A 24,815-nucleotide genomic window follows, 5' to 3' on the forward strand; every position below is an offset into this window, starting at 1 on the left:
CTTCTGCCCGATTCAGGCATCTTGGCGGTGACCGGTGGGAGATATCGGTCTATGGTCTGGCTGCCGCGTGAGCCCCGCGCGGCAGCCCTTCCACCGAACTGGACGTTCCCGCCGTGATACGACGCCGCCGTGCCGCCCTGTCCGCCGCCGCCCTGATGACCGCGGCGCTGGTCGCCCTCTCCGGCTGTTCGCCGGAGGCCGCCGACGGCAAGGGCGGCGCGGCGTCGCCGACCGCGGCGGTCTCCGCCACCGACTCGCCTTCGCCGTCCTCCGCGCCGTCGGGAAGCGCCGGCCCCACCCCGTCGGCGACGCCCGAGGCCGGCGAGCCGTCCGCGCCGACGCCCGCGGCGGACGGGGCCGTCGGGGGCGCGGACGCGGGTTCCGGGTCCGGTACGGGTTCCGGCTCGGGAGGCTCGGATTCCGGTGCTTCCGGCGGCTCCGGTTCCGGTTCTGGCTCCGGTTCCGGTTCCGGCGGCTCGGGGAGCGACGCGTCGGACGGGGTGATCCTCGCGCCGTCCGGCAACCACTACCGCCGCGGCCAGTTCTGCAAGAAAGCCCACCTCGGCCTGACCACGAAGGACTCGCACGGCGCGACGCTGTCCTGCGAGATGCAGAGCGGGCGCCCGCACTGGCAGTAGCGGCAGTGCCGGCAGTAGCGCTACGGGCCGCCCGCCGGGGAGCCGCCTCAGACGACGTGTGCGGCGATCCGGCGGGCGCAGGTGAGGGTGTCGGTACCGGTGGTGTCGACCTCCATGTCGTAGTGGACGCCCCGGTGGACCAGCTCGGCCTGGGACGCGGCCATGCCGGTCACCCGGTCGCCCCGCGCGGCCTCGCGGGCGGCGGCCGTCGCCGGGGCGCAGCGCACACCGACCCACAGGACCGACAGGCCCTCCAGCGCGCGGCGCCAGGGTTCTTGGGAGGCGCCGCCGCCGAGGAAGACCTCGTCCAGGAGGACGCCGGTGCCCGCGCGGGCGACGGCCGCGACGCCCTGGCGCCAGTCGTCCTGGAGGGTGCGGAAGACCGGCCCGACGGTGATGCTGCCGTCCGGGGCGAGGCCGAGTCCGGGTGCGGTCGCGGACGCCTCCGGCGTGACGAGGGACGGCGGCAGCGCTTCGATGAAGGAGTCGACGCCGAACGTCAGCCAGGGCCGGGGCAGTATCTCCTGGAGCTGCCGGACCAGGGTCGAAGTGCCGGAGCTGGAGCCGCCGTTCAGGACGACGACGTCGGTGCGGGGACGCGGGTGAGCGGTGGTCATCGGGCCACCGTACGCAGTCAGAGCCGTCCGGTCCGCTCGATTACCACCACGTCGCCGGCGGCGCCGACGACGCCGTAGACGGCCCGCGGGTGGCGCTTGCGGGCGTCGGCCAGGGCCTCTTCGGGTGTGCGTCCGTCGCGCAGTTCCACGGCGATGTAGTCGGGGTCGATGCCCTGGGTGTTCCCTGTCCAGAAGACCCGGGTGCGGCCGGTGAGCCGGGAGATGGGCCGTATGTCGGCTTCGACGGTGGCGCCGTCGGGGATACGTTCCAGCAGGTGTTCCGCCGCCGTCGCGGACGGCGGCTTGCGGTAGGTGGCGGCCTCGGTGAGGCGGGCGAGGGGCAGCGTGGTGGTCAGGGCCAGCGCGGCGGCCAGTACGGCGGCGGGCAGGTGGTGCGCGTACGTACGGACCCAGGGCCGGACGGAGACCAGGGCCCGCGGCAGGGCGTCGGCCAGGGCCAGGAAGACCACCGGCATCAGGACGGCGTTGTAGTGCCAGTCGATGCCCCAGTAGTGCGGCTCGTGGGAGACGAAACGCCAGCCGAGGGTGGGCAGCGCGGCCAGCAGAAGCGGGGAGCGCAGCGCGAGGAGCCCGGAGGTGGGCAGCAGGAGCCACAGCAGGGTGCGTACGGCGGTGTCCGGCGGGATGCGGGGGGCCGGGCCGCCCTCGCCGCTGAGCTTGTTCCAGTATTCGTACGAGCCGGAGCCGTTGAAGCCGGGGACGATCACGCCCAGGGTGACGGCGGTGGCGGCGAGGCCGAAGACGACCAGCCCGACGGCGAGCGGCACGGCGCGCCGCGCGCGGATCAGGACCAGCACGCCGACGGCGGCGGCCGTCACCCCCAGGTCCTCCTTGACCAGGACGAGCGGCGCCGCCCAGCACACCGCCGCGGTCCAGCGCCCGCGCAGCACCGCTTCGAGCGCGAAGGCGATCAGCGGCACGGCGAACGCGATCTCGTGGAAGTCGAAGTCGACGGCTTTCTGGAGCCCCCAGGACAGGCCGTACGCCACGCCGACGGCCAGGCCGCGGCCGCGCCCGAGGAGGCGGGTGGCGGCGCGGGTCACCGGCACGGCGGACAGCGCGAAGAGGAAGGCCTGGGCGAACAGGAGGGTCAGGGCGCCGGGGAAGACCCGGTAGAGCGGGGCGAGCAGGGCCAGGACGGGGCTGAAGTGGTCGCCGAGGATGTTGGTGCCGGGCCCCTTGAGGTCGGCGACGGGCGCCCGCAGGTGCGCGTAGGCCCGTACGACCTGCTCGAATATCCCGAGGTCCCAGGAGGACGTCGCCATCGCGCGGAACCGCAGGGCGGAGACCGCGGCGAAGACGGCGAAGAGGAACGCGGCGGTCCAGTACGGGACGAGGCGGGGGCCGAGCAGGGCGGTGGTCCGGGTGCGGAGCCGGGCGGGTGCGGGCCCGGTCCCGGCGGCGGGCCCGTACGGTGCCCTGCCGCTCGCCGCGGTTGCTGCGGCCGTGTCCATGTGTGCCCTCGCTCTCGCCTTCCGAAAAGATATCCGAGACCGTCGAATCGGCCGGTATGTGTCGCCTACTTTGAGATGAGATGTCCTCTTGCTCCGGATACGGACCGCACCGTCGCCCCGCGTACGGAACCTGCCCGGCGCCGCCGCCGCTGCCGGACTGGCCGCGCTGCTCGCCCTCACCGGCTGCACGCCGGGCGGCGGCAAGGGCGGTGGTACCGGTGGAGACGGCCGGACGGCGCCGCCCGTTCCCGCCGCCGGCGGCACCGCGCTGCACGCCGCCGGGACGCTGACCGTCAAGGGCCGCGCCCCCAAGACGGGTTACGCCCGCGACCGCTTCGGCACCGCCTGGGCCGACACGGACGGCAACCACTGCGGCACGCGCGACGACATCCTCAAGCGGGACCTGACCGGGGTGCGGTTCACCGACGGGCACTGCAAGGTCGCCTCGGGGACGCTGGCGAAGGACCCGTACACCGGCCAGGCGGTCCCGTACGAGCGCGGGCGCAGCAAGGTGGACATAGACCACCTGGTGGCACTGTCGGACGCGTGGCAGAAGGGCGCGCAGCAGTGGCCGGGCCGCAAGCGGGTCGCGCTCGCGAACGACCCGCTGAACCTGGTCGCCGCCGACGCCTCCGCCAACCGGCAGAAGGGGGACGGCGACGCGGCGACGTGGCTGCCGCCCAACAAGGCGTACCGCTGTGACTACGTGGCGCACCAGGTGGCCGTGAAGAAGAAGTACGGGCTGTGGGTGACGCAGGCGGAGAAGGACGCGATGACCGGGGTGCTGAGCGGGTGCCCGGCGCTGAAGCTGCCGGCGGGCGGCGGACCGACGGAGGCGCCGGAGCGGTTCGCGGCGAAGTAACGGCAGGGGTACGGCAGGCCGCCGGCCCGGTACCGCGTGGTGCGGGTACCGGGCCGGCGGCCTGTGCGCGTGGTGGTGCCGGCCGGTCAGAGGCCGAGCTGCCAGCGGATGGAGTCGTGGTCGAAGCCGGGGTTGACCTCGACGTCGAGGTTCTTGGCGCCCGCCGGCACGTCGAAGGCGAAGTCGGCGGTGGCGGTCTTGCCGGCCGGCAGCGTGCCGTTGAAGCCGGCGCCGACCTTGCCGTCGTAGATCCGCTCGGCGGTCCTGCCGTCCTTGCCGGCCCGCGCGTCCACCATGAGCAGGTCGCCGGCGAAGTCCTTGCCGCCCTTGTTCTCGATCCGCACGGTGACCTTGTAGGCCTTGTTGCCCTTCTCGTGGCCCGCGGCGATCTCGTCGGGGGTGTAGGGGCTCGGCTTGGAGACGGTCACGTTCAGGCCGGTGCCGTACACGGCGGTGTCGCCGCCCTTGTAGCTCTTCGACGGGCCGCCCTTGCCGGAGCCGTCCTTCGGCTTCGCCTTCGCGTCCTCGACGGACTTGTCGACCTCCTTCACCACGTCGTTGACCGCGGTCACGGTGATCACCAGGCCGACCACCGACAGGACCAGCGCGATGGCGCCGAAGACCGTGCCGGTGACGGCCACGCCCTTGTTGGTGGCCTGGCGGCGCTTGACCCGGCCGAGCCCCACCAGGCCGAAGACCAGGGCCAGCAGGCCGAGGAGGCCGGCCAGCCAGAACAGCAGCGGGATCATTCCGCTCAGCGCGCCGACGATGCCGAGGACGAGGGCGGCGACACCGAGGCCGTTGCGTGCGGCCCGGTGCGGCGGCAGGCTGGCCGGGGGCTGCGGCGCGTGCTGGTGGTGCGTCTGGTGCGACATGGAGATACGGCCCCTTCCGGGCGCTCGATCGGTGAATCGGTACAGCGGTGAATCGGTGTGCAGCGGTGAATCGGTGTGCAGCGGTGAAACGGTGAAGCCGAGGTGTCGGCCGTGCCGCGTGGTGCGATGGGTCAATAAGAGCACTTGCTGTGAACCGAGTCAACACGGTTAACGGTTTCTACCCCATTCACGCCGTGAAGGCGGCGCTGTCGCGTTCCTGGGTATGCTCGGCGACACAGCAGGCCAGGGGAGCGAGCGGACGGGAGCCAGTCAGGTGCCGGAGAACGCATCAGCAGCGGGGGACGGGCCGGCGTCCGGCCACGCGACCGAGGTGACCGCCGCCGGTATCGCCCGGCTGGCCGGGGTGGGCCGCGCCGCCGTCAGCAACTGGCGCCGCCGCCACGCCGGTTTCCCCAAGCCCGTCGGCGGGACGGAGACCAGTCCGACCTTCGCCCTCGCCGACGTCGAGCACTGGCTGCGCGCCCAGGGCAAGCTGGCCGAGGTGCCGCCGCGCGAGCGCGTCTGGCAGCAGCTCGTCGGGCATCCGGCGGGCGCCGCCACCGCGCTGCGGCAGGCCGGCGCCGTCCTGCTGTTCGTCCGCGACCGGCCGTCCGCCTGGCGCCAGTTGAACCACGCCGCCAACGACATCGAGCTGGCCGGCATGCTGCCGCCCGTCCTCGAATCCGTCCTCGCCGCGCACCTCGGCCGCCACCACCCCGTGACCGGCCTGACCCGCGAAGCGCTCCTGCCGTCCGCCGCCCTCCTGCGGGCGGCCGCCGAACTCGCCGCCGAGGAGGACTGCGCCGCCGAGGAGGACTGGGCGGCCGCCGCGTACGAGTTCCTGCTCGGCCGCCACCTGGACGCCAACCCCCGGCAGTACACGCTCACCCCGCCGGGGCCCGCCGGTCTGATGGCCGCGCTGGCGGGCGAGGCGCACACCGTCCTCGACCCGGCCTGCGGCACCGGCAGCCTGCTGGACGCCGCCGAGGGCGCCCGTGAGCTGTACGGGCAGGAGGCCGACCCCGACCTGGCCGCGCTCACCGCGCTGCGCCTGGCGCTGCGCGCGCCCGGCGCGCAGGTGCGCGTGCACGCCGCCGACACCCTCAGGACCGACGCCTTCCCGCAGCTGGCCGCCGACGCGGCCCTCGTCCACCCGCCGTTCAACGAACGCAACTGGGGCCACGACGAACTGGCCTACGACCCCCGCTGGGAGTACGGCTTCCCGGCCCGCACGGAATCCGAACTGGCCTGGGTGCAGCACGCCCTGGCCCGGCTGCGCGAGGATGGCACCGCCGTCCTGCTGATGCCGCCGGCCGCCGCCTCCCGCCGTTCCGGCCGCCGTATCCGTGCCGACCTGCTGCGCCGCGGCGCCCTGCGCGCCGTCATCGCGCTGCCCGCCGGCGCCGCCCCGCCGCACGGCATCCCGCTGCACCTGTGGGTGCTGCGCAAGCCGGGCGCCGCCTCGCCGCCCTCGCCGCACCTCCTCGTCGTCGACACCGCGGGCCTCGCCGCGGGCGCCCCCGGCCGTGACAAGCCGGACTGGCAGGCCGTACGGGACACCGCCCTGGAGGCGTGGCGCGCCTTCGACCGGGACGGCGGTGTCGAGGAACGGCCCGGCGTACGGCGGTCGCTGGCCGCCATCGACCTCCTCGACGACGACGTGGACCTGGCGCCGGCCCGGCACCTGCCGCCCCCGTCGGCCGCCGGCGGCCTCGCCGAACTGGGCCGGGTGCGCGACCGGCTGGCCACCACCCTGGCCCGCACCGCCGAGCTGACCCCGGAGCCGGCCGCGGGGCCGGAGCCCGGGCCCGCGGGCGCCCGGCCGGGCGGGCCCGCGCGCTGGCCGCTGACCACCGTCGGGGAACTCGCCCGCGCCGGGGCGCTCGTGCTGCGCGCGGGCGGCCCCGGCACCGCGGCCCCGGGCGCCGCGCCCGCCGTCCTCACCGAACACGACGTCGTCGCCGGCGCGGCGCCCAGCGGCGCGCTCCCCGAAGGAGCCGCCGCGGGGCCGGCCGAGGAGCCGGTGCTGGTCGCGGCCGGTGACGTCGTCGTGCCCGTGCTGGGGGGCGGCGCCGTCGCCCGCGTCGTCGACGAGGCCACGGCCGGGGCCGCCCTCGGCCGCAACCTCTTCCTCCTGCGCCCCGACCCGGCCGCCCTCGACGCGTGGTTCCTCGCCGGGTTCCTGCGCGGCACCGCCAACAACCGGCAGGCCAGCAGCTACGCCTCCACCGCGACCCGCCTGGACGTGCGCCGTCTCCAGCTGCCGCGGCTGCCCCTGGCCGACCAGCGCCGCTACGGCCACCGCTTCCGCGAACTGGCCGCCTTCGAGGAGACGCTGCGCCTCGCGGCCCGCCTGGGCGGGCAGCTCGTCCAGGGCCTCCACGACGGGCTGACGGACGGTTCGGTAACGCCCGGCTGATTTCCTACAACCTCGGCGGCCTCAGCGGTGTCGTATATACGCTCGATCGCACGAACCCGCAGTATGTTCCCGGCAGCGCGCCGCACCGCCTCGCACCGCGCCGCCGCCGGGCCTTGATCCGTCAGGAGCAGTAATGCACGGCCCCGTTACGGCACCGCCGCCGCACCGTCCCCCGCAGCAGAGGACGGTCGTCCTGCTGCGGGTGGTCTTCGTGGCGCTGGCCGTGCTCAGTCTCGGCTTCCTGGCGTGGCTGACGCTGCTGCGCGCCGCGATCGTGCAGCGCAGGCCGCTCGGCTGGTGGGTGCTCGGCGCCGACCTGGCCCTCCTGGCCACCTCGGTGATCCTGGGCGGAGGCCGGGACGAGAACTCCTGGCAGACGAACACGAGCGTGGCCCTGGTGCTCCTGCAGATGGGCGCGGCCGTCGCGTACTACCTCGTGGTCGACGTGCGCGCGCACCGCGTCACGCCCGGCTGGCCGGCTTACGGGCCGCCCGGCACGGTGCCGGGCGGCCCGGCGTACGTACCTCATGCGTACGCGGGTTTCCAGCCCCAGCCGCCCCAGCAGCCGATCCACCCCCACCCGCAAGGCCCCCCGTACGAACAGCCGCAGCCCGCCCCGTACGGCGGCCCGCCGCAGCGCATCGACCGGGTCCGCGCCGAGCTGGACGAGCTGAGTGACTACCTCCGCAAGGAGGAGGGCCGGTGAACGGACGGGTCGTCGCCGAGCGCTACGAACTCTCCGCGCTGCTCGGCCAGGGCGGCATGGGCCAGGTATGGATCGCCTACGACCGCCGCCTCGACCGCCGGGTCGGCGTCAAGCTGCTGCGCCCCGACCGGGTCTCCGGCACGCCGGACGCGGAGGAGATGCGCCGCCGCTTCGTCCGCGAGTGCCGGGTCACCGCCCAGGTCGACCACCCCGGCCTGGTCACCGTCCACGACGCGGGCAGCGACGGCGACGACCTCTACCTGGTCATGCAGTACGTCGAGGGCGCCGACCTCGCCGACCACCTCGCCGAGCACGACCCGTACCCCTGGCAGTGGGCGGTCAGCGTCGCCGCCCAGCTGTGCGCCGTGCTGGCCTCCGTACACGCCGTGCCGATCATCCACCGCGACCTCAAGCCGCGGAACGTGATGGTCAAGCCGGACGGCACCCTCACCGTCCTCGACCTCGGCATCGCCGCCGCCCTGGACACCGACACCACCCGCCTCACCCACACCGGGTCGCCCATCGGCAGCCCCGCCTACATGGCGCCCGAGCAGGCGATGGGCGGCACCGTCGGCCCGTACACGGACCTGTACGCGCTCGGTGTGCTGCTGCACGAACTGCTCAGCGGCGAGGTGCCGTTCGCCGGCTCCACGGCCTTGGGAGTGCTGCACCGCCACCTGTACGAGCCGCCGGTCCCGGTGCGCCGGCTGCGCGCCGACGTGCCCGAGCAGCTGGAAGCGCTCGTGCTGCGGCTGCTCGGCAAGGACCCGCAGGAGCGGCCGGCCGACGCGCAGGAGGTCTACCAGGCGCTGGTGCCGCTGCTGCCCGTCGCGGAGCGGGGGCGGGCCGGCGCCGGCGCGCCGATGGACCCGACCCGGCCGTTCCTGCACCCGCACGCGCCCTGGCCGGTGCGCGCCGCAGCGCCCGCCGTGCCGCCGCAGGGCCCCGCGGCGCCGGCGGCCGAGCCCTACCTCGCGGCTGCCTACGCGCCGGCCGCCGCCCCTGCCGTCGGTTTCACCTCGTCTGTCCCCGCGGCCCCCGCCGTCTCGCCGCTCCCTCCGGTCACGGACCCGCGGGTCTCCGGAGCGGCGTCGGCACCGCGGCCCCCGGCGGCGGGCGGCCCCGACGTCGCCGCGGCCGTGGACGAGGTCAAGCGCCTCCTGGACCAGGGCCGCATCACCCACGCCGTGGACATCCTGGGCGGCATCCTGCCGGCCGCCGCCGCCCGGCACGGCGCGCACTCGCCGGTCGTACGGTCGCTGCGCAAGCAGTACGCGGCCACCCTGATGGACGACGGCCAGTACCGGCGCGCACTGCCCGAACTGCGCGCGCTGGCGGACGAGTTCGCGCGCGACTCCGGGCCCGGTGCGGCCGGGCAGTCGCTCCAGTTCCACTACGAGGCCGCGCAGTGCCTGGAGCAGATGGGGGAGGTGACGCAGGCACTGGGGGAGTACCGGGCCCTGCTGCCGCACTTCGAGCGCTACTCGGACGACCCCATGAAGCCGCTGGAGATCCGGCGGTCCATCGGCCACCTGCTGCTCGCCCTCGGCGAGCGCGGCGCCGCCCAGGAAGCGCTGTCCCGCCTCCTGTACGACGCGGAGCGGCTGCACGGCCCGCACGGCGCCTTCCCCGCCGAGGTCCGGCGCACCCTTTACTGGCTCGGCCAGGTACGCGGCTGAGCGGGTGGGAAAGGGAGGACGGCGAGGGGAGAGAAACCGCCTTCCGGGCAACTCGTTGGTCGAATCAGTGGCCTGGACCACGCGGACTCTTTAGCATCAGCATCGATCAACGCCAGGTCGGAAAAGCCGCACAGTAGTTGCACCCCGCCAGGAGGCTTGATGTTCCGCCGTAGGACCGCGCTCTCCGTTTCCGCCGCTGCCGCCCTGCTGGCCGCCGCCCCGTTGCTCACCGCCTGCGGCACGGAAGCGCATCCCGGCGCCGCGGCCGTCGTGGACGGGCAGCGGATCACCGTCGCCCAGCTCCAGTCGCGCGTACGGGACGTGCGCGCCGCCCAGGAGAAGTCCCCGCAGGCCGCCCAACTGGTGGAGAACACCGGCAAGCTGGGCCTCGCCACCCTCAACGGCATGATCTTCGACCGGGTACTGGAGCGGGGCGCGAAGGAGGCCGGGGTCACGGTCTCCCGGCGCGACGTGCAGCAGTGGCGCGCGGCCGCGGAGCGCAGCGCGGGCGGCGCCGACCGGCTGACGGAGATGTGGCTCCAGCAGGCCATCGCGCCCGGCGAGATCGACACGGTGGTCCGCAACCAGCTGCTGCTGGACGGCATCGCCCGGCACATCGGCGCCGACCGCCGCCGGCCGGAGGGGCAGCAGCGGCTCGCCGAGTCGCTGGCCAAGACGTCCCGCACGATGGGCATCGACGTCAACCCGCGCTACGGCACCTGGGACGACCGCCAGGTCATCCTGGGCGAGTCCAAGGAGCCGTGGGTCAAGGACGCGACGGGCGCGGCCCAGCGGCAGACCTGAGCGGCAGACCCGATCCGGGCGGCCGGCCCGGCGGGGTGTCGGTGCCGTGCGTTACGTTCGTCGGGTGAACGCTGACGCCACCGACGCCCCCGGCACGCCACAGGACGCGGGAACCGGCCGCCTGGTCCTGCTCACGACCAGCCACCGGGTCGCGCCCGGCCTGCTGTCCTGGAACGCGTGGCAGACGCTGCGCGCCGCCGACCGCGTGCTGTGCGCCGACGACGCCCACCCCCAGCTCCCGTATCTGCGCGAGGCGGGCATCGCGGTCGAGACGGCCGTGCCCGGCGCCCGTGAGCTGGTGGACTTCTGCCGCGCCGGGGGCCGTACGGCCGCCGTCATCACCTCGGCCGACGGGGACAGCGAGCTGACCGACGGGCTGGCCAGGATGGCGGGCTCGGGCCGGGAGGCCATGCCGGACCTGGAGCTGCTGCCCGGCTCGTACGACCTGCCGGGTGCCCGGCTGCTCGACCTCGTGCAGGTCATGGACCGCATCCGCCGCCAGTGCCCGTGGAGCGGCGTGCGCACCCACGAGGACCTGGCGAAGTACGGCATCGAGGAGATGTACGAGCTGGTCGAGGCCATCGAGGAGGGTGACCGGGAGGCGCTGCGCGAGGAGCTGGGCGATGTGCTGCTCCAGGTCGTCTTCCACGCCCGGATCGCCCAGGAGGACCCGGACGAGCCGTTCTCCGTGGACGACGTGGCGGGCACGCTCGTGGACAAGCTGATCCGCCGCCACCCGCACCTCTTCGGCGAGGAGGCCGCGCACACCCCGGAGGACGTGAAGGCGCACTGGCTGCGTGAGAAAGCGGTCGAGAAGCAGCGCACCTCGGTCACCGAAGGCATCCCGCTCGGCCAGCCCGCCCTGGCGCTGGCCGGCAAGCTGGCCTCCCGGGCGCGTACGGCCGGCATCGACGCCCTCCCGTCGGGTGAGGGCGTCGGATACGAGCTGCTGGCCCTCGCCGTACGGGCCGAGGCGTCCGGCACGGACCCGGAGACCGCGCTGCGCGCCGCCGCCCGCACCTACCGGGACGCGATCCGGTCCGTCGAGGAGGCCGCCTCCGGCGCCGGGGACTGAGCCCCTGCCCGCCTGCCGCGGTCGCGCAGCCGTTCGGCCGTCCAGACCACGGCCACGGCGGCGCCCAGCGCCGCGCCCACGGCGCACACCCCGCCCCAGCCGGCCGCGCCCCACACCGCGGAGGTGAGCGCCGAGCCGGCGGCGCCGCCGACGAAGTAGCTGGTCATGTAGGCGGAGTTCAGGCGGTTGCGGGCCTCGGGGCGTACCGCGTAGACCAGGTTCTGGTTGCTGATGTGCACCGCCTGCACCGCCGCGTCCAGCACGATCACACCGGCCAGCAGGGCCGCCAGCGACCAGGCGCCGCCCGCCCCGCCGGCCGCCAGCAGTGCCCAGGACCCGAGCAGCAGGAAGCCGCCCGCGCCGGTGACCCGGTGGACCAGCCCCCGGTCCGCGAGCCGCCCGGCCGCCGAGGCGGACAGCGAACCGGCCGCGCCCACCAGCCCCAGCAGGCCGATCGCCGATTCGGACCACCCGTAGGAGGGGCCGGACATCAAGAAGGCCATGGCCGTCCACAGCACGCTGAACGTGGCGAAGGACAGCGCTCCGAGAGCGGCCCGCCAGCGCAGCACCGGCTCCTGCGCGAACAGCGCGAGGGTGGAGCGGATCAGCGCCGGATAGCGCAGCCCCGTGTCGGTGTGCAGCACGGGCAGCCGCAGCCGCAGCAGTACCGCCATGACCAGCATCAGACCGGCGTTGACCCAGTAGACGGTGCGCCAGCCGCCGAGGCCGGCCAGCAGCCCGGACGCCGTACGGGCCAGCAGGATGCCGAGCAGCAGGCCGGTCATCACGGTGCCGACCGTGCGGCCGCGCTCGGCGGGCGGCGCGAGGGATGCCGCGTACGGGACGACGACCTGGGCGGCGACGGAGAACAGGCCGGTGAGGGCGGTGCCGATCAGCAGGGCCGTGCCGTTGGGCGCGCTCGCCGTCACGGTCAGGCAGAGCGCGGTGGCCGCGCTCAGGCCCACCGCCAGCCGCCGCCGGTTCAGCAGGTCGCCGAGCGGTACGAGCAGCAGCAGCCCGAGGCCGTAGCCGACCTGGGCGACGGTCACCACCAGCGCCGTGGTGGCCGCGCCCATGTGCAGGTCGCGGCCTATGACGTCCAGCAGCGGCTGGGCGAAGTAGTTGCCCGCGACCGACAGGCCGGTCGCCACGGACATGAGCAGCAGCGTGCCGCGCCCCAGCCCGGGCCGCTCCTTCTCCTCGGACACCATCGAGTCCCTCCTGCCACGCACGCCACCCCGTCGGTGCCGCGGTGCCACCAGCTTCCGCCGCCCCGGTGGATGAGTCCAACGCATAGTTGTCATGCCATCCATCGCGATACACGATCGGTGGCCGTCGCCGGGCGCTGGCTACGCTCGGTGCATGGAGCTGCAACAGATGCGGTACGTGGTCGCGGTCGCCGAGACCGGCGGCTTCACCCGCGCCGCCGAACGCTGCCACGTGGTGCAGTCCGCGCTCAGCCACCAGATCGCCCGCCTGGAGAAGGAACTCGGCGCCCGGCTCTTCCACCGTACGAGCCGCAGCGTGCGGCTCACCGCCGCGGGCGAGGCGTTCGTCCCGGTCGCCCGGCAGGCGCTGGAGGCCGCCGAGCGGGCCCGCGCCGAGGTGGAGGCGGCGGCCGGCGAGGTGCGCGGCCGGCTGGCCGTGGGCGCCATCTCCACCGTCGCGGCCGTCGACCTCGCCCGGGAGCTGGGCACCTACCGCGCCCGCTACCCCCAGGTACGCATCAGCCTGCGCATGGAGATGAGCGAGCAGCTGATCGAACAGGTCCGCCAGGGCACGCTGGACGTCGCCTTCATCGGCCTGGTGCCCGGCGCCCGCAGCCAGGGCGTACGGGAGCGGGCGCTGGCCCACGGCGAACTGGTGGCCGTCGTGCCGCCGGACCACCCGCTGGCGGGCCGGGAGTGGACGGACCTGCGGCGGCTGGCGAAGGAGACCTTCGTCGACTTCACGGCCGGTTCGGCGGCGCGCCGCCAGCGGGACGAGGCGTTCCGCGCCGCGGGCCTGACGACCGAGGTGGCGTTCGAGGTGACCACCGTGGAGTTCCTGGCCAAGCTGGTCCGCGCCGGGCTCGGCATCGGCATGGTGCCGCAGGCGTTCGCCGCGGAACTGACCGGCCTGAGCGTGCTGCGCGTCCCCGACGCGCCCGCCCGCGTCGAACGCGTCGTCTGGAGTGCCCGGGGCCCCTCCCCGGCGGCCGCCGCCTTCCTGGACGCACTGGGCATCGACCCCGCCGGGCCGGACCCCGGACCCGCCGGCCGGGGATAACCGGGGCCCCCGCGCATCGTCGCCGCCGACCCGGGTACCCGGGTCGGATGACAGCATCGATCGCTTCGACCACACCGGCTTCGGACGTCACGTCCGTCCAGCAGGCCGTGGACCTCACGCGGGACATGGTCGTGGGCACCGGACCGCTGATCGCCGGGATCGTCATCGTCGCGGGGCTGATCCTCGCCGTGGTCTACGGACGGCGCCGCCGGGACCGGGAGCCCGCCCCGCCCGAGCCGGAGACCCAGCCGACGCCGCCCAAGAACCCGACCGGGTACGAGAGCGAGCTGCGCGACCCGAACGAGGTGCCGCGCGACGGCGACCACCGGCTGACGCCCCACGAACTGCCGGACTACGGCAACGCCCCCACCCGCCACGGCGAGGACCAGGACCGGGAGCGCAAGCGCTGGCAGGACGGGCACAGCGGCTCCTTCGGCGGCGGATAGGCCGCGGACGGCAGCGGATACCGTCGAAGGGTGCACCAGCAGACCCCGCCCCCCGCGCCCGCCGCCTGCCCCGAACTGTTCACGTGGGAGTTCGCCTCCGACCCGTACCCCGCGTACGCCTGGCTGCGCGAGCACGCGCCGGTGCACCGCACCGAGCTGCCCAGCGGCGTCGAGGCGTGGCTGGTGACCCGGTACGCGGACGCCCGGCAGGCGCTCGCCGACGCCCGGCTGTCGAAGAACCCGGCACACCACAGCGAGGCCGCGCACGGCAAGGGCAAGGTCGGCATCCCGGGCGAGCGCGGCGCGAACCTGATGACCCACCTGCTCAACATCGACCCGCCGGACCACACCCGGCTGCGCCGGCTGGTCTCCAAGGCGTTCACCCCCCGCCGCATCGCGCGGTTCGCGCCCCGTGTACAGGAACTGACCGACGCGTTCGTCGACTCCTTCGCGGAGCGCGGCGAGGCCGACCTTATCCACGAGTTCGCCTTCCCCCTGCCCATCTACGCCATCTGCGACCTGCTCGGCGTCCCGCGCGAGGACCAGGACGACTTCCGCGACTGGGCCGGGATGATGATCCGGCACGGCAAGGGACCGCGCGGCGGCGTCGCCAGGTCGGTCAAGAAGATGCGCGGCTACCTCGCCGAACTGATCCACCGCAAGCGCGAGACGCTCGGCGAGGAGGGCACCGACGACCTGATCTCCGGCCTGATCCGCGCCTCCGACCACGGCGAGCACCTGACCGAGAACGAGGCCGCCGCGATGGCCTTCATCCTGCTCTTCGCCGGTTTCGAGACCACCGTCAACCTCATCGGCAACGGCGTGTACCAGCTGCTGCGCCACCCCGAGCAGCGAGAGCTGCTCCAGAAGGCCGCGGCCGAGGGCGACACCGGGCTGCTCGCCACCGGGGTGGAGGAACTGCTGCGCTACGACGGCCCGGTCGAGCTGGCCACCTGGCGCTTCGCCACTGAGGACCTCACCATCGGCGGGCAGCGGATCGCCGCGGGCGACCCCGTCCTGGTCGTGTTGGCCGCCGCCGACCGCGACCCGGAACGCTTCTCCGGGCCCGACGTCCTGGACCTGTCCCGCCGCGACAACCAGCACCTCGGGTACGGCCACGGCATCCACTACTGCCTGGGCGCGCCGCTGGCCCGCCTCGAAGGGCAGACCGCGATAGCGACCCTGCTGACCCGGCTGCCGGATCTCCGGCTTGCCACGGAACCGGATGATGTGCGCTGGCGCGGCGGACTCATCATGCGCGGCCTGCGGGCCCTGCCGGTGGAGTTCACACCGGTACGGAAGTGATGCCGCGTCAGGCCGTGACCTGAGCGTGATCTCCGCTACACCGGCTTGTGACGAGCGGGCGGTGCCGCTACCTTCAACCGATCGAAAGGCCGGGGCGGGCGGCGAGGGGCTGAAAAGCCGTGAAACCGACGACTCCGTCCTCTCGAAGACAACTCAACCGCCGCTCGAAAGGCAACCGCATGCGCTCCGGGACCGGCCGACACCGTCGCCCCCGTCAGGCTCCGGCCATCTTCGTCACGGCGGGAGCCGTCGGCGGCGCCCTCGCCATGCCCCTGCTCGCCGCGAGCGACGCGCAGGCCGCCGACGCCGCCACGTGGGACCGCGTCGCCCAGTGCGAGAGCGGCGGCGTCTGGAGCGCCAACTCGGGCAACGGGTTCTACGGCGGCCTCCAGTTGACCCAGGAGATGTGGGACGGCAACGGCGGCTCGTCCTACGCGTCGCGCCCCGACCTGGCCAGCCGCTCGCAGCAGATAGCCGTGGCCGAGTCGATCCTCGCCGCGCGCGGCCCGGACGTGTGGCCGAGCTGCGCGGTCAACGCGGGCCTCAGAAAGGGCGGCCAGGGCCCGGACGTCGACCCGGGCGGCACGCCCACGCCGACGCCTTCCCCCTCGTCTCCCTCGGCCCCTTCTTCCCCTTCTTCCCCTTCCTCCCCGTCCGCTCCCGCGACGCCGTCCCCCTCGACCGGTTCCGGCACACCGGCTTCGCCGGCCGGGCCTCCGGCGAAGACCCCGGAGCCGAAGCCGTCGCCGACCGGCGCGGGCGGCGGCCAGGACCCGTCCCGTACGCCGGACCCGTCCGGTACGGGCGGTACACAGGACCCGGCGCGGCCCGCCGACCCGGCAGGGCCGGACGACGGCGCCTCCAGCGGCCCCGCCGTGCCCCCGGGCCAGGGCAAGCACCGCGGCGACGCGGAAGGCGGGCGGGAGCCCGGCAAGGGCACCGGTGGCGCGGGGGACGCGGACCGGTCCGGCGGGGGGCACCCCTCGCGGGGCGGCGACGCGCACCGTACGGACCCGGGTGCGCCGGGCGGCTACACCGTGCGGCCGGGTGACAGCCTGTCAGTCATCGCGGAGGACCGCGGAGTCGACGGGGGCTGGCCGGCGCTCTACGAGGCCAACAAAGGTGTCATCGGGGGCGATCCCGACCTTATTCGCCCTGGCCAGCGCCTCGACCTCGAACGCTGATCAAGGTATTTCGTACGCATTTGCCCGCTTTGGTGAAAGTGAGACATGGATCTCGTTCGGGACGGCGCCGCCCCTACCGTCCGTTGTTTCCAAACCTGCGACGACCTGCGGAAATGTGATGATCCTGTGATGTCTGGGGACCAACTGGCCTCAGATGTAGGGGTTTGAACCGGCGGGGTGTTCCTGTTTACCGTCTTCATCGCTCGCCAAAGCGGGCCCTTGGACCACACGCCGAATCCTGCCGGTGGTCGGAGGTCACTCGTCGCGACAGCGCCGAAGGCAGGAGCGGGGGACCCAAGGTAAGTGCCGGCCCCGCCCGTGAGAACGGGTGACCGGCTTGGGGTGAAGCCGCGTGGGAACACGCGGCCGGGCGACTCACAGCCCGAACCCGACAGCTCACCTCGTAGGCGTCGGTGAGGAAACCAACCATGCTGAACACCAAGGGCAAGCACCGCCGTCCCTCCAAGGCCGTCCGCGCCGTCACCCTGGCGGGCGTCGCCGGTGCTGCTGTGGCCGTCCCGCTCATGGGCGCCACCTCTGCCTCCGCCGCCAACAACTGGGACGCGGTCGCCCAGTGCGAGTCCGGCGGCAACTGGTCGATCAACACGGGCAACGGCTACTACGGTGGCCTGCAGTTCACCAACTCCAGCTGGGCCGCCGCCGGCGGCACCAAGTACGCCCCGCGCGCCGACCTGGCCAGCAAGAGCCAGCAGATCGCCGCGGCCGAGCGCCTGCTCGCCATCCAGGGCCCGGGTGCCTGGACCTGCGCCGGCGGCCACCTGGGCAAGGGCAACTCGAACGCCCAGGCCGAGGGCGGCTCGGGCAGCTCCACCAAGTCCCACAAGTCCCACAAGTCCTACTCCGCGCCGCAGCACTCCTCGCGGTCCGAGGCCCGCAAGCAGGGCGAGGACCTGGCCCGCAAGACCCCGGCCCCCCAGAAGTCGACGCCGAAGTCGAACCCCAAGGGCAACTACACCGTCAAGTCCGGTGACACCCTCGCCAAGATCGCCGCTTCCCACGGCACCAACTGGAAGTCGGTCTACGAGAACAACAAGTCCGTCATCGGCGGTAACCCCAACCTGATCTTCCCGGGTCAGAAGCTGGCCGTCTGAGCCCGCTGACCCCCTGAAGGACCCCGGGTGACCGAGTCGCTCCGTACGTACGGCGGTACGCGCGGGCCCGGCACCCCGGGGGCCGGACGTCCCGGGAACCCGCTCTTCCCGTGAGACAGCCCCGCCACGGCGCGTCGTCCCCCAACGCGCCGCGGCGGGGCTTCTCCGTTTCCGGCGAGCCGCCCCGGCCGGCCGCCCCCGCCCCCCCCACGTGGCGGTTTTTCCCGTTGAGCGAACAATGTGCCCGTACGTCCCGTGAACAGGGGCTTTGCGGGTGTTTTCGTCCCACGGAGCGGGCTGGCGGCAAGCGGAGGCCGCTGAGGCCGTTAGGCTCGTGCTGCAGAACTCCAGACACCCATGAAGGAGACAACGTGCCGTCCATCGACGTCGTCGTAGCTCGCGAGATTCTCGACTCGCGAGGCAATCCCACGGTCGAGGTCGAGGTCGGCCTCGACGACGGCAGCACCGGCCGTGCCGCCGTCCCGTCCGGCGCCTCCACCGGCGCCTTCGAGGCCATCGAGCTGCGCGACGGTGACCCGGCCCGCTACCAGGGCAAGGGCGTGGAGAAGGCCGTCCTCGCGGTCATCGAGCAGATCGGCCCGGAGCTGGTCGGCTACGACGCCACCGAGCAGCGCCTGATCGACCAGGCCATGTTCGACCTGGACGCCACGGACAACAAGGGCTCGCTCGGCGCCAACGCCATCCTGGGCGTCTCCCTCGCCGTCGCGCACGCCGCCTCCGAGGCCAGCGACCTCCCGCTGTTCCGCTACCTCGGCGGCCCGAACGCCCACGTGCTGCCGGTCCCGATGATGAACATCCTGAACGGCGGCTCGCACGCCGACTCGAACGTGGACATCCAGGAGTTCATGATCGCCCCGATCGGCGCGGAGTCCTTCTCCGAGGCCCTGCGCTGGGGCGCCGAGGTCTACCACACCCTCAAGAAGGTCCTCAAGAGCAAGGGCCTGGCCACCGGCCTGGGCGACGAGGGCGGCTTCGCCCCGAACCTCGGCTCCAACCGCGAGGCCCTGGACCTGATCCTCGAAGCGATCAAGGAAGCCGGCTACACCCCCGGCCAGGACATCGCGCTCGCGCTCGACGTCGCCGCCTCCGAGTTCTACAAGGACGGCGTCTACGAGTTCGAGGGCCGGCAGCGCACCGCCGAGCAGATGACCGCGTACTACGCGGAGCTGGTCGAGGCCTACCCGCTGGTCTCCATCGAGGACCCGCTGTTCGAGGACGACTGGGCCGGCTGGAACGTCATCACCGAGCGCCTGGGCGCCAAGGTGCAGCTGGTCGGCGACGACCTGTTCGTCACCAACCCGGAGCGCCTGGCCCGCGGCATCGAGGAGAACTCGGCCAACGCCCTGCTGGTCAAGGTCAACCAGATCGGCTCGCTGACCGAGACCCTGGACGCCGTCGAGCTGGCCCAGCGCAACGGCTTCAAGTGCATGATGTCGCACCGCTCCGGCGAGACCGAGGACGTCACCATCGCCGACCTGGCCGTCGCCACCAACTGCGGCCAGATCAAGACCGGTGCCCCGGCCCGCTCCGAGCGCGTCGCCAAGTACAACCAGCTGCTGCGCATCGAGGAGATCCTCGACGACGCCGCGGTCTACGCCGGCCGCAGCGCCTTCCCGCGGTTCCGCTTCGCGGACCGGTAAGCACGGCAAGGGCCGGCATCGCGGGGCCGCGGGCCGGCCCCGGCAGCTCGAATACGTACGTCCCCGGCGGCGGTCCCGTACCGTTGCCGGGGACGTACGTGGTTCGGGCCGCGCCGGCCCGTGCCCAGGGATCCCAGGGGAGGCGACGTGCCCGCGGAACGGTTCTCCACCGCGACCCGGCTCAAAGCACTCGGCGAACAGGCCGCCGCCCGCGTCCAGCGCGCCCGCCCGCCCCGCCGCGCCCGCCTGACCGGCCGCGCCGCGCTGCTCGCGCTGGTCATGTGCTCGCTGGTCGTCGCCCTCGCCTACCCGACGCGCCAGTACATCTCGCAGCGCTCCGAGATCGCCGACCAGCGCCGCCAGGCGATCGAGGCCCAGCGGCGCGCCGACGAGCTGCGCGACGAGAAGGCCCGCTGGCAGGACCCCGAGTACGTACGCCAGCAGGCCCGGCTGCACCTGCACTACGTCAAGCCGGGAGAGACCGGCTACATCGTCCGGGACGGCTCCGGCGCCGGCAAGCCGCGCAAGGGCCAGGGCACCGCGGAGCGCCCCTGGTACGACAACATGTGGGACGGCCTGGACGCCGCCGACAAGTAGCCTGTGCGGGGCGCGCGAGCGGCCCCGCCCGTCCGCCGGCCCGGCCCAGTACGCCCGTACGGCACCACCGACACAACCGAAAGCACCCATGTCCGTGTCTGAACACCGCATGCCCCCGCCGCAGACCGAGCGCACCGAACCCACCGAGGCGGACATCGCGGCCTTCAAGGAACAGCTCGGCCGCCCGCCGCGCGGCCTGCGCGCCATCGCGCACCGCTGCCCCTGCGGGCAGCCGGACGTCGTCGAGACCGCCCCGCGCCTGGAGGACGGCACCCCCTTCCCCACGCTCTACTACCTCACCTGCCCGCGCGCGGCCTCCGCGATCGGCACGCTGGAGGCCAACGGCGTGATGAAGGAGATGACCGAGCGGCTGGACCGGGACCCGGAGCTGGCCGCCAAGTACCGGGCCGCCCACGAGGACTACATCCGGCGCCGCGACGCCATCGAGGAGCTCAAGGGCTTCCCGAGCGCGGGCGGCATGCCGGACCGGGTCAAGTGCCTGCACGTCCTGGTCGGCCACTCCCTCGCGGCGGGCCCCGGCGTCAACCCGCTCGGCGACGAGGCGCTCGCGATGCTGCCGCAGTGGTGGCGCAAGGGCCCCTGCGTGACCCCCTGCCAGGAGCCGGGCGAAGGAGCGGGCGAGTGAAGCGCGTAGCGGCCGTCGACTGCGGTACGAACTCCATCCGGCTGCTCGTCGCCGACCTCGACCCGGCGACCGGCGAGCTGAAGGACCTGGACCGCCGGATGCGCATCGTGCGCCTGGGCCAGGGCGTGGACCGCACGGGCCGGCTGGCCCCCGAGGCCCTGGAGCGCACCTTCGAGGCCTGCCGTGAGTACGCCGGGGTGATCCGGGAGCTGGGCGCCGAAGCGGTCCGCTTCGTCGCCACCTCCGCCTCCCGCGACGCCGGGAACCGGGACGACTTCGTGCGCGGCGTGGTGGACATCCTGGGCGTCGAGCCCGAGGTGATCACCGGCGACCAGGAGGCGGAGTACTCCTTCACCGGCGCCACCAAGGAGCTGACCGGCGGAGCGGCCGCGGGCGCGGAGCGCCTTCCCGCGGAGGCCGGTGGCGGGCGCCGGGAAGGCGTGGCGCAGCCCTACCTGGTCGTGGACATCGGGGGCGGCTCGACGGAGTTCGTCCTCGGCGGGGACACCGTGGAGGCGGCGCGCTCCGTCGACGTCGGCTGCGTACGGATGACCGAGCGGCACCTCGTACGGGACGGCGAGCTGGTCGCCGACCCGCCCGGCGAGGAGCAGGTCCGCGCCATGAAGGCGGACATCGCCAGGGCGCTGGACCTGGCGGCGGAGACGGTGCCGCTGGACCGGGCCCGTACCCTCGTCGGCCTGGCGGGCTCGGTGACCACGGTCGCCGCCATCGCCCTGGGCCTGCGGGAGTACGACTCGGCCGCCATCCACCACTCCCGCATCCCCCTCGCCGGGGTCCGCGAGATCACCCACCGCCTGCTGTCCGCCACCCACGAGGAGCGCGCCGCCATCCCGTCCATGCACCCGGGCCGCGTGGACGTCATCGCGGCGGGCGCCCTCGTACTCCTGTCGATCATGGAGCGCACCGGCGCCGAGGAGGTCGTCGTCTCCGAACACGACATCCTGGACGGCATCGCCTGGAGCATCGCCTGACCCTCCCGGCCGGCAAGGCAGCCCGATCCCTTCGGCTCCGGGCTGCCCGCTGCCAGCTGTTCCGGCAGACGTCGCGCCGGTCGCCGGAGCTTCTTCCGGCGGCCTGTCCAGGGCCGGTCGGGCACCTTCAGGGGCCCTCCGGGGCCCTGTCGGGAAGAAAGTTCGTGAAACTCTTCACATGAAAAAAGGGCCCGCCGGGCGTACAAACCGGGCGCCGGGCCCTACTTCTTGAGCCGTAGGCCCCTGGTGCCGCAAAAATGTGCGGTTTTCAGGGGTGATAAGGAGTTGCTTACGCAGCGGGTGGTTCAGCCGCCCGCGAGGCCACAATCCCTGATCAACGGGGGTGTCCAACGCTCCGGACGACACCTTGGTTCCCTCTTGGGGCTATGGCGTCGATCACGGGGCGGCGGAGTGTAGCAGACCCCTCCCACAACCTTGTGAAGGGGCTCACGAGGGGTGCTCCGAGTGGGGGTGGATACTCGATTGCATGAGCACCACGGAGCGTCCCAGGATCCTCGTTGTAGGCGGTGGGTACGTAGGTTTGTACGCGGCACGCCGCATCCTCAAGAAGATGCGGTACGGCGAGGCGACGGTCACGGTCGTCGACCCGCGCTCGTACATGACGTACCAGCCCTTCCTCCCTGAAGCTGCTGCCGGCAGCATCTCTCCCCGCCACGTCGTGGTGCCGCTGCGACGCGTGCTCCCGAAGGCGGAGGTCCTCACCGGCCGCGTCACCACCATCGACCAGGACCGCAAGGTCGCCACGATCGCCCCGCTGGTCGGCGAGGCGTACGAGCTGCCCTTCGACTACCTGGTCATCGCGATGGGCGCGGTCTCCCGTACCTTCCCGATCCCCGGCCTCGCCGAGAACGGCATCGGCATGAAGGGCATCGAGGAGGCCATCGGCCTGCGCAACCACGTCCTGGAGCAGCTCGACAAGGCCGACTCCACGACGGACGAGGAGGTCCGCCGCAAGGCGCTGACCTTCGTCTTCGTCGGCGGCGGCTTCGCCGGCGCGGAGACCGTCGGCGAGGTCGAGGACATGGCCCGCGACGCCGCGAAGTACTACAACAACGTCAAGCGCGAAGACATGCGCTTCCTGCTGGTCGACGTCGCCGACAAGATCCTCCCCGAGGTCGGCCCCAAGCTGGGCGCCTACGGCAAGGAGCACTTGGAGAGCCGCGGGGTCGAGGTCTACCTCGGCACCAGCACCAAGTCCTGCGTCGACGGCCACGTGGTGCTGAGCAACGACCTGGAGGTCGACTCCAACACCATCGTGTGGACCGCGGGCGTCAAGCCGAACCCGGCGCTCTCGCGCTTCGGCCTCCCGCTGGGCCCGCGCGGCCACGTCGACACCCAGGCCACCCTCCAGGTGCAGGGCACCGACTACATCTGGGCCGCCGGCGACAACGCCCAGGTCCCGGACCTCGTCGGCCGCAAGGCCGGCAACGAGAACGCCTGGTGCCCGCCGAACGCCCAGCACGCGCTGCGCCAGGCCAAGGTCCTCGGCGACAACGTGGTCTCCGGCATGCGGGGCTTCCCGCAGAAGGAGTACAGCCACGCCAACAAGGGCGCGGTCGCGGGCCTGGGCCTGCACAAGGGCGTCGCGATGATCGTCCTGGGCAAGACCAAGATCAAGCTGAAGGGCCGGCTGGCCTGGTACATGCACCGCGCGTACCACGGCATGGCGATGCCGACCTTCAACCGCAAGATCCGCGTCTTCGCCGACTGGACGCTCGGCATGTTCCTCAAGCGCGAGATCACCTCGCTCGGCGCCATGGAGAACCCCCGCGAGGAGTTCTACGAGGCCGCCAAGCCGGCCCCGGCGCCCGCCGCCGCGGCCGACGACAAGGCGAAGGCCGAGGACGACAAGGCGAAGGCCAAGGCTTCCTGACCTTCTCGTAGGAGTGACGCCCGCACCGGGCGGCACCCGCACACCACCGCCGAAGGGGCGGCTGCCATCCGTGGTGCAGCCGTCCCTTCGGCGTATTCGTTGTGGCGGCACACGGTCGTTTTGCTGTTCCCTTACGAACGAGCGGGACTACCCGGGCTCCCGAACGGCGTTTACGTGGTGGGTGAAACCTTTTCACCCTCTCGTCAACACGGAGGTGTGCGACATGGCCGACGCCGCTGGACGGCTCACCAAGCTCGCCGAGGAGGTGCTGGGAGCCCCGCTCCCGGTCCGCATCCGCGCCTGGGACCGCAGCGAGTCCGGCCCTCCGGGGGCGCCCACTCTCGTCATCCGCGACCGCCGCGCCCTGCGCCGCCTCCTGTTCAAACCGGGCGAACTGGGCCTCGCCCGCGCCTGGGTGGCCGGCGAACTGGACATCGAAGGCGACCTCTACGAAGCGCTCGACCGGCTCTCCGGCATGATCTGGGAGCGCGGCACGGCAGCCGGCAAGCCGCAGCGGGCCGCCGCCCTGCGCGCCCTGGCCAGACCCGAGGTCCGCGCCGCCGCCCGCGACCTGCTGGCCCTGGCCGGAGCGCCGCTGCCCCCCAAGCCGCCCGCCGAGGAAGCCCCCAAGAGCCACGGCCCGCTCCACACGCTGCGCCGCGACAAGGAGGCGATCAGCCACCACTACGACGTCGGCAACGACTTCTACGAGCTGGTCCTCGGCCCGTCCATGGTCTACTCCTGCGCCTACTGGGAGAGCCCGGACGCCACCCTTGAGGACGCCCAGCGCGACAAGCTGGACCTGATCTGCCGCAAGCTCGGCCTGGCCGAAGGGCAGCGGCTGCTGGACGTCGGCTGCGGCTGGGGCTCGATGGCCCTGCACGCCGCCCGCGAGTACGGCGTACGGGTCGTCGGCATCACCCTCTCCGAGGAGCAGGCCGCCTACGGACGCAAGCGCGTCGCCGAAGCGGGCCTGGCCGACCGGATCGAGATCCGCGTCCAGGACTACCGCGAGGTCCACGACGAGCCGTTCGACGCCATCTCCTCGATCGGCATGGCCGAGCACGTCGGCCGCGCCCGCTACGCCGAGTACGCCGCCGACCTGTACGCGCTCCTCAAGCCCGGCGGACGGCTGCTCAACCACCAGATCGCCCGCCGCCCGCTGGAGGACGAGGACGCCTACCACGTCGACGAGTTCATCGACCGGTACGTCTTCCCCGACGGCGAGCTGGCCCCGGTGGGCCGTACCGTCGGGCAGCTGGAGGACGCCGGGTTCGAGGTACGGGACGTGGAGGCGATCCGCGAGCACTACGCGCTGACGCTGCGCGCCTGGGTGGCCAACCTGGAGGCGCACTGGAAGGAAGCGGTGCGCCTGACGACGCCGGGACGGGCCCGGGTGTGGCGGCTGTACATGGCCGCCTCCGCGCTGTCCTTCGAGCGCAACCGCATAGGGGTCAACCAGGTGCTGGCGGTCCGCACGCCGGAGTCCGGCGCCTCGGGGCTGTCGCTGCGCACCCGCGAGTGGCGCGGCTGACCCCCGTACGGCATACGGAAACCCCG

Annotated in this window: 22 protein-coding genes and 1 riboswitch; of the genes, 18 read left to right on the plus strand and 4 right to left on the minus strand. The window is 73.3% G+C overall.

The window, feature by feature from the left end:
* The first annotated feature begins 113 nt into the window (after positions 1 to 113).
* The gene (locus tag ACH4K4_RS23765; protein ID WP_398169834.1) at positions 114 to 638 is read left to right on the plus strand and encodes a hypothetical protein; all 525 of its coding nucleotides are present in this window, start codon (positions 114 to 116) and stop codon (positions 636 to 638) included.
* Positions 639 to 685: 47 nt separating this feature from the next.
* Here the strand turns inward: ACH4K4_RS23765 and cpt are convergent, their stop codons facing one another.
* Complete coding sequence (gene cpt, locus ACH4K4_RS23770) at positions 686 to 1,255, minus strand: chloramphenicol phosphotransferase CPT (protein ID WP_398169836.1); 570 nt, start codon at positions 1,253 to 1,255, stop codon at positions 686 to 688.
* A gap of 17 nt (positions 1,256 to 1,272) precedes the next feature.
* Positions 1,273 to 2,730 (minus strand): DUF2079 domain-containing protein, encoded by a 1,458-nt coding sequence (locus tag ACH4K4_RS23775; protein WP_398169838.1) that lies wholly within the window; start codon positions 2,728 to 2,730, stop codon positions 1,273 to 1,275.
* A 97-nt stretch (positions 2,731 to 2,827) separates the two neighbouring features.
* On the opposite strand from ACH4K4_RS23775, the gene ACH4K4_RS23780 reads away from it, so the two are divergent.
* On the plus strand, positions 2,828 to 3,592 hold the full coding sequence (locus ACH4K4_RS23780; protein WP_398170019.1) for an HNH endonuclease family protein: 765 nt from the start codon (positions 2,828 to 2,830) through the stop codon (positions 3,590 to 3,592).
* Positions 3,593 to 3,678: 86 nt separating this feature from the next.
* Here the strand turns inward: ACH4K4_RS23780 and ACH4K4_RS23785 are convergent, their stop codons facing one another.
* On the minus strand, positions 3,679 to 4,467 hold the full coding sequence (locus tag ACH4K4_RS23785) for a DUF4190 domain-containing protein (protein ID WP_398169839.1): 789 nt from the start codon (positions 4,465 to 4,467) through the stop codon (positions 3,679 to 3,681).
* 331 nt (positions 4,468 to 4,798) lie between these two features.
* On the opposite strand from ACH4K4_RS23785, the gene ACH4K4_RS23790 reads away from it, so the two are divergent.
* The 5 genes from ACH4K4_RS23790 to ACH4K4_RS23810 all read left to right on the plus strand — a co-directional run bounded on the left by ACH4K4_RS23790 (position 4,799) and on the right by ACH4K4_RS23810 (position 11,150).
* A complete protein-coding gene (locus ACH4K4_RS23790; RefSeq protein ID WP_398170021.1) occupies positions 4,799 to 6,886 on the plus strand; it encodes an N-6 DNA methylase in 2,088 nt (695 codons plus the stop codon).
* A 133-nt stretch (positions 6,887 to 7,019) separates the two neighbouring features.
* Positions 7,020 to 7,592, plus strand: coding sequence for a hypothetical protein (locus tag ACH4K4_RS23795; RefSeq protein ID WP_398169840.1), 573 nt, complete (start codon positions 7,020 to 7,022; stop codon positions 7,590 to 7,592).
* Entirely contained in the window at positions 7,589 to 9,271 is a 1,683-nt protein-coding gene (locus ACH4K4_RS23800) for a protein kinase (protein ID WP_398169841.1), read from the plus strand. Before ACH4K4_RS23795 ends, ACH4K4_RS23800 begins: the two co-directional genes overlap by 4 nt.
* A 159-nt stretch (positions 9,272 to 9,430) precedes the next feature.
* Complete coding sequence (locus ACH4K4_RS23805) at positions 9,431 to 10,075, plus strand: SurA N-terminal domain-containing protein (RefSeq protein WP_398169842.1); 645 nt, start codon at positions 9,431 to 9,433, stop codon at positions 10,073 to 10,075.
* Positions 10,076 to 10,139: 64 nt separating this feature from the next.
* Positions 10,140 to 11,150 carry a nucleoside triphosphate pyrophosphohydrolase gene (locus tag ACH4K4_RS23810; RefSeq protein ID WP_398169844.1) on the plus strand — a complete coding sequence of 337 codons (1,011 nt, stop codon included), beginning with the start codon at positions 10,140 to 10,142 and terminating at the stop codon, positions 11,148 to 11,150.
* On the opposite strand, the gene ACH4K4_RS23815 is transcribed toward ACH4K4_RS23810, so the two are convergent.
* Positions 11,096 to 12,361: an MFS transporter gene (locus tag ACH4K4_RS23815; protein ID WP_398169846.1), complete on the minus strand. Its 1,266-nt coding sequence runs from the start codon at positions 12,359 to 12,361 to the stop codon at positions 11,096 to 11,098. The two genes, ACH4K4_RS23810 and ACH4K4_RS23815, sit on opposite strands and share 55 nt — an antisense overlap.
* A gap of 151 nt (positions 12,362 to 12,512) precedes the next feature.
* Between ACH4K4_RS23815 and ACH4K4_RS23820 the strand changes: the two genes are divergently transcribed.
* The 11 genes from ACH4K4_RS23820 (at position 12,513) to ACH4K4_RS23870 (ending at position 24,789) form a co-directional block, all read left to right on the plus strand.
* Complete coding sequence (locus ACH4K4_RS23820; protein WP_398169847.1) at positions 12,513 to 13,418, plus strand: LysR family transcriptional regulator; 906 nt, start codon at positions 12,513 to 12,515, stop codon at positions 13,416 to 13,418.
* A gap of 47 nt (positions 13,419 to 13,465) precedes the next feature.
* Positions 13,466 to 13,864 (plus strand): DUF6479 family protein, encoded by a 399-nt coding sequence (locus ACH4K4_RS23825; protein WP_398169849.1) that lies wholly within the window; start codon positions 13,466 to 13,468, stop codon positions 13,862 to 13,864.
* Positions 13,865 to 13,894: 30 nt separating this feature from the next.
* Positions 13,895 to 15,169 carry a cytochrome P450 gene (locus ACH4K4_RS23830; protein ID WP_398169850.1) on the plus strand — a complete coding sequence of 425 codons (1,275 nt, stop codon included), beginning with the start codon at positions 13,895 to 13,897 and terminating at the stop codon, positions 15,167 to 15,169.
* A 179-nt stretch (positions 15,170 to 15,348) separates the two neighbouring features.
* Complete coding sequence (locus ACH4K4_RS23835) at positions 15,349 to 16,353, plus strand: transglycosylase family protein (protein WP_398169852.1); 1,005 nt, start codon at positions 15,349 to 15,351, stop codon at positions 16,351 to 16,353.
* 219 nt (positions 16,354 to 16,572) lie between these two features.
* A riboswitch (cyclic di-AMP (ydaO/yuaA leader) is annotated at positions 16,573 to 16,778 on the plus strand.
* Between the two features lie 3 nt (positions 16,779 to 16,781).
* Complete coding sequence (locus ACH4K4_RS23840) at positions 16,782 to 17,465, plus strand: transglycosylase family protein (protein WP_398169853.1); 684 nt, start codon at positions 16,782 to 16,784, stop codon at positions 17,463 to 17,465.
* Positions 17,466 to 17,836: 371 nt separating this feature from the next.
* Positions 17,837 to 19,126: a phosphopyruvate hydratase gene (eno, locus tag ACH4K4_RS23845; protein WP_398169855.1), complete on the plus strand. Its 1,290-nt coding sequence runs from the start codon at positions 17,837 to 17,839 to the stop codon at positions 19,124 to 19,126.
* Positions 19,127 to 19,273: 147 nt separating this feature from the next.
* Complete coding sequence (locus tag ACH4K4_RS23850; RefSeq protein WP_398169857.1) at positions 19,274 to 19,723, plus strand: septum formation initiator family protein; 450 nt, start codon at positions 19,274 to 19,276, stop codon at positions 19,721 to 19,723.
* Positions 19,724 to 19,811: 88 nt separating this feature from the next.
* Positions 19,812 to 20,369: a DUF501 domain-containing protein gene (locus ACH4K4_RS23855; RefSeq protein WP_398169859.1), complete on the plus strand. Its 558-nt coding sequence runs from the start codon at positions 19,812 to 19,814 to the stop codon at positions 20,367 to 20,369.
* Positions 20,366 to 21,361 carry an exopolyphosphatase gene (locus ACH4K4_RS23860; protein ID WP_398169861.1) on the plus strand — a complete coding sequence of 332 codons (996 nt, stop codon included), beginning with the start codon at positions 20,366 to 20,368 and terminating at the stop codon, positions 21,359 to 21,361. Before ACH4K4_RS23855 ends, ACH4K4_RS23860 begins: the two co-directional genes overlap by 4 nt.
* 487 nt (positions 21,362 to 21,848) lie before the next feature.
* Positions 21,849 to 23,255 carry an NAD(P)/FAD-dependent oxidoreductase gene (locus ACH4K4_RS23865; protein ID WP_398169863.1) on the plus strand — a complete coding sequence of 469 codons (1,407 nt, stop codon included), beginning with the start codon at positions 21,849 to 21,851 and terminating at the stop codon, positions 23,253 to 23,255.
* Between the two features lie 223 nt (positions 23,256 to 23,478).
* Positions 23,479 to 24,789, plus strand: a complete 1,311-nt coding sequence (locus tag ACH4K4_RS23870) for a class I SAM-dependent methyltransferase (RefSeq protein WP_398169865.1) — start codon at positions 23,479 to 23,481, stop codon at positions 24,787 to 24,789.
* The last annotated feature ends 26 nt before the right edge of the window (positions 24,790 to 24,815 follow it).

This window comes from Streptomyces sp. NPDC017529 (assembly GCF_044329785.1).
Taxonomy (GTDB): domain Bacteria; phylum Actinomycetota; class Actinomycetes; order Streptomycetales; family Streptomycetaceae; genus Streptomyces.

Coding starts and splice junctions, on each gene's coding strand:
- cpt (WP_398169836.1), bottom strand. CDS start 1,255: ATGACCACCGCTCACCCGCGTCCCCGCACCGACGTCGTCGTCCTGAAC.
- ACH4K4_RS23775 (WP_398169838.1), bottom strand. CDS start 2,730: ATGGACACGGCCGCAGCAACCGCGGCGAGCGGCAGGGCACCGTACGGG.
- ACH4K4_RS23785 (WP_398169839.1), bottom strand. CDS start 4,467: ATGTCGCACCAGACGCACCACCAGCACGCGCCGCAGCCCCCGGCCAGC.
- ACH4K4_RS23795 (WP_398169840.1), top strand. CDS start 7,020: ATGCACGGCCCCGTTACGGCACCGCCGCCGCACCGTCCCCCGCAGCAG.
- ACH4K4_RS23805 (WP_398169842.1), top strand. CDS start 9,431: ATGTTCCGCCGTAGGACCGCGCTCTCCGTTTCCGCCGCTGCCGCCCTG.
- ACH4K4_RS23815 (WP_398169846.1), bottom strand. CDS start 12,361: ATGGTGTCCGAGGAGAAGGAGCGGCCCGGGCTGGGGCGCGGCACGCTG.
- ACH4K4_RS23820 (WP_398169847.1), top strand. CDS start 12,513: ATGGAGCTGCAACAGATGCGGTACGTGGTCGCGGTCGCCGAGACCGGC.
- ACH4K4_RS23825 (WP_398169849.1), top strand. CDS start 13,466: ATGACAGCATCGATCGCTTCGACCACACCGGCTTCGGACGTCACGTCC.
- ACH4K4_RS23835 (WP_398169852.1), top strand. CDS start 15,349: ATGCGCTCCGGGACCGGCCGACACCGTCGCCCCCGTCAGGCTCCGGCC.
- ACH4K4_RS23840 (WP_398169853.1), top strand. CDS start 16,782: ATGCTGAACACCAAGGGCAAGCACCGCCGTCCCTCCAAGGCCGTCCGC.
- ACH4K4_RS23855 (WP_398169859.1), top strand. CDS start 19,812: ATGTCCGTGTCTGAACACCGCATGCCCCCGCCGCAGACCGAGCGCACC.
- ACH4K4_RS23865 (WP_398169863.1), top strand. CDS start 21,849: ATGAGCACCACGGAGCGTCCCAGGATCCTCGTTGTAGGCGGTGGGTAC.
- ACH4K4_RS23870 (WP_398169865.1), top strand. CDS start 23,479: ATGGCCGACGCCGCTGGACGGCTCACCAAGCTCGCCGAGGAGGTGCTG.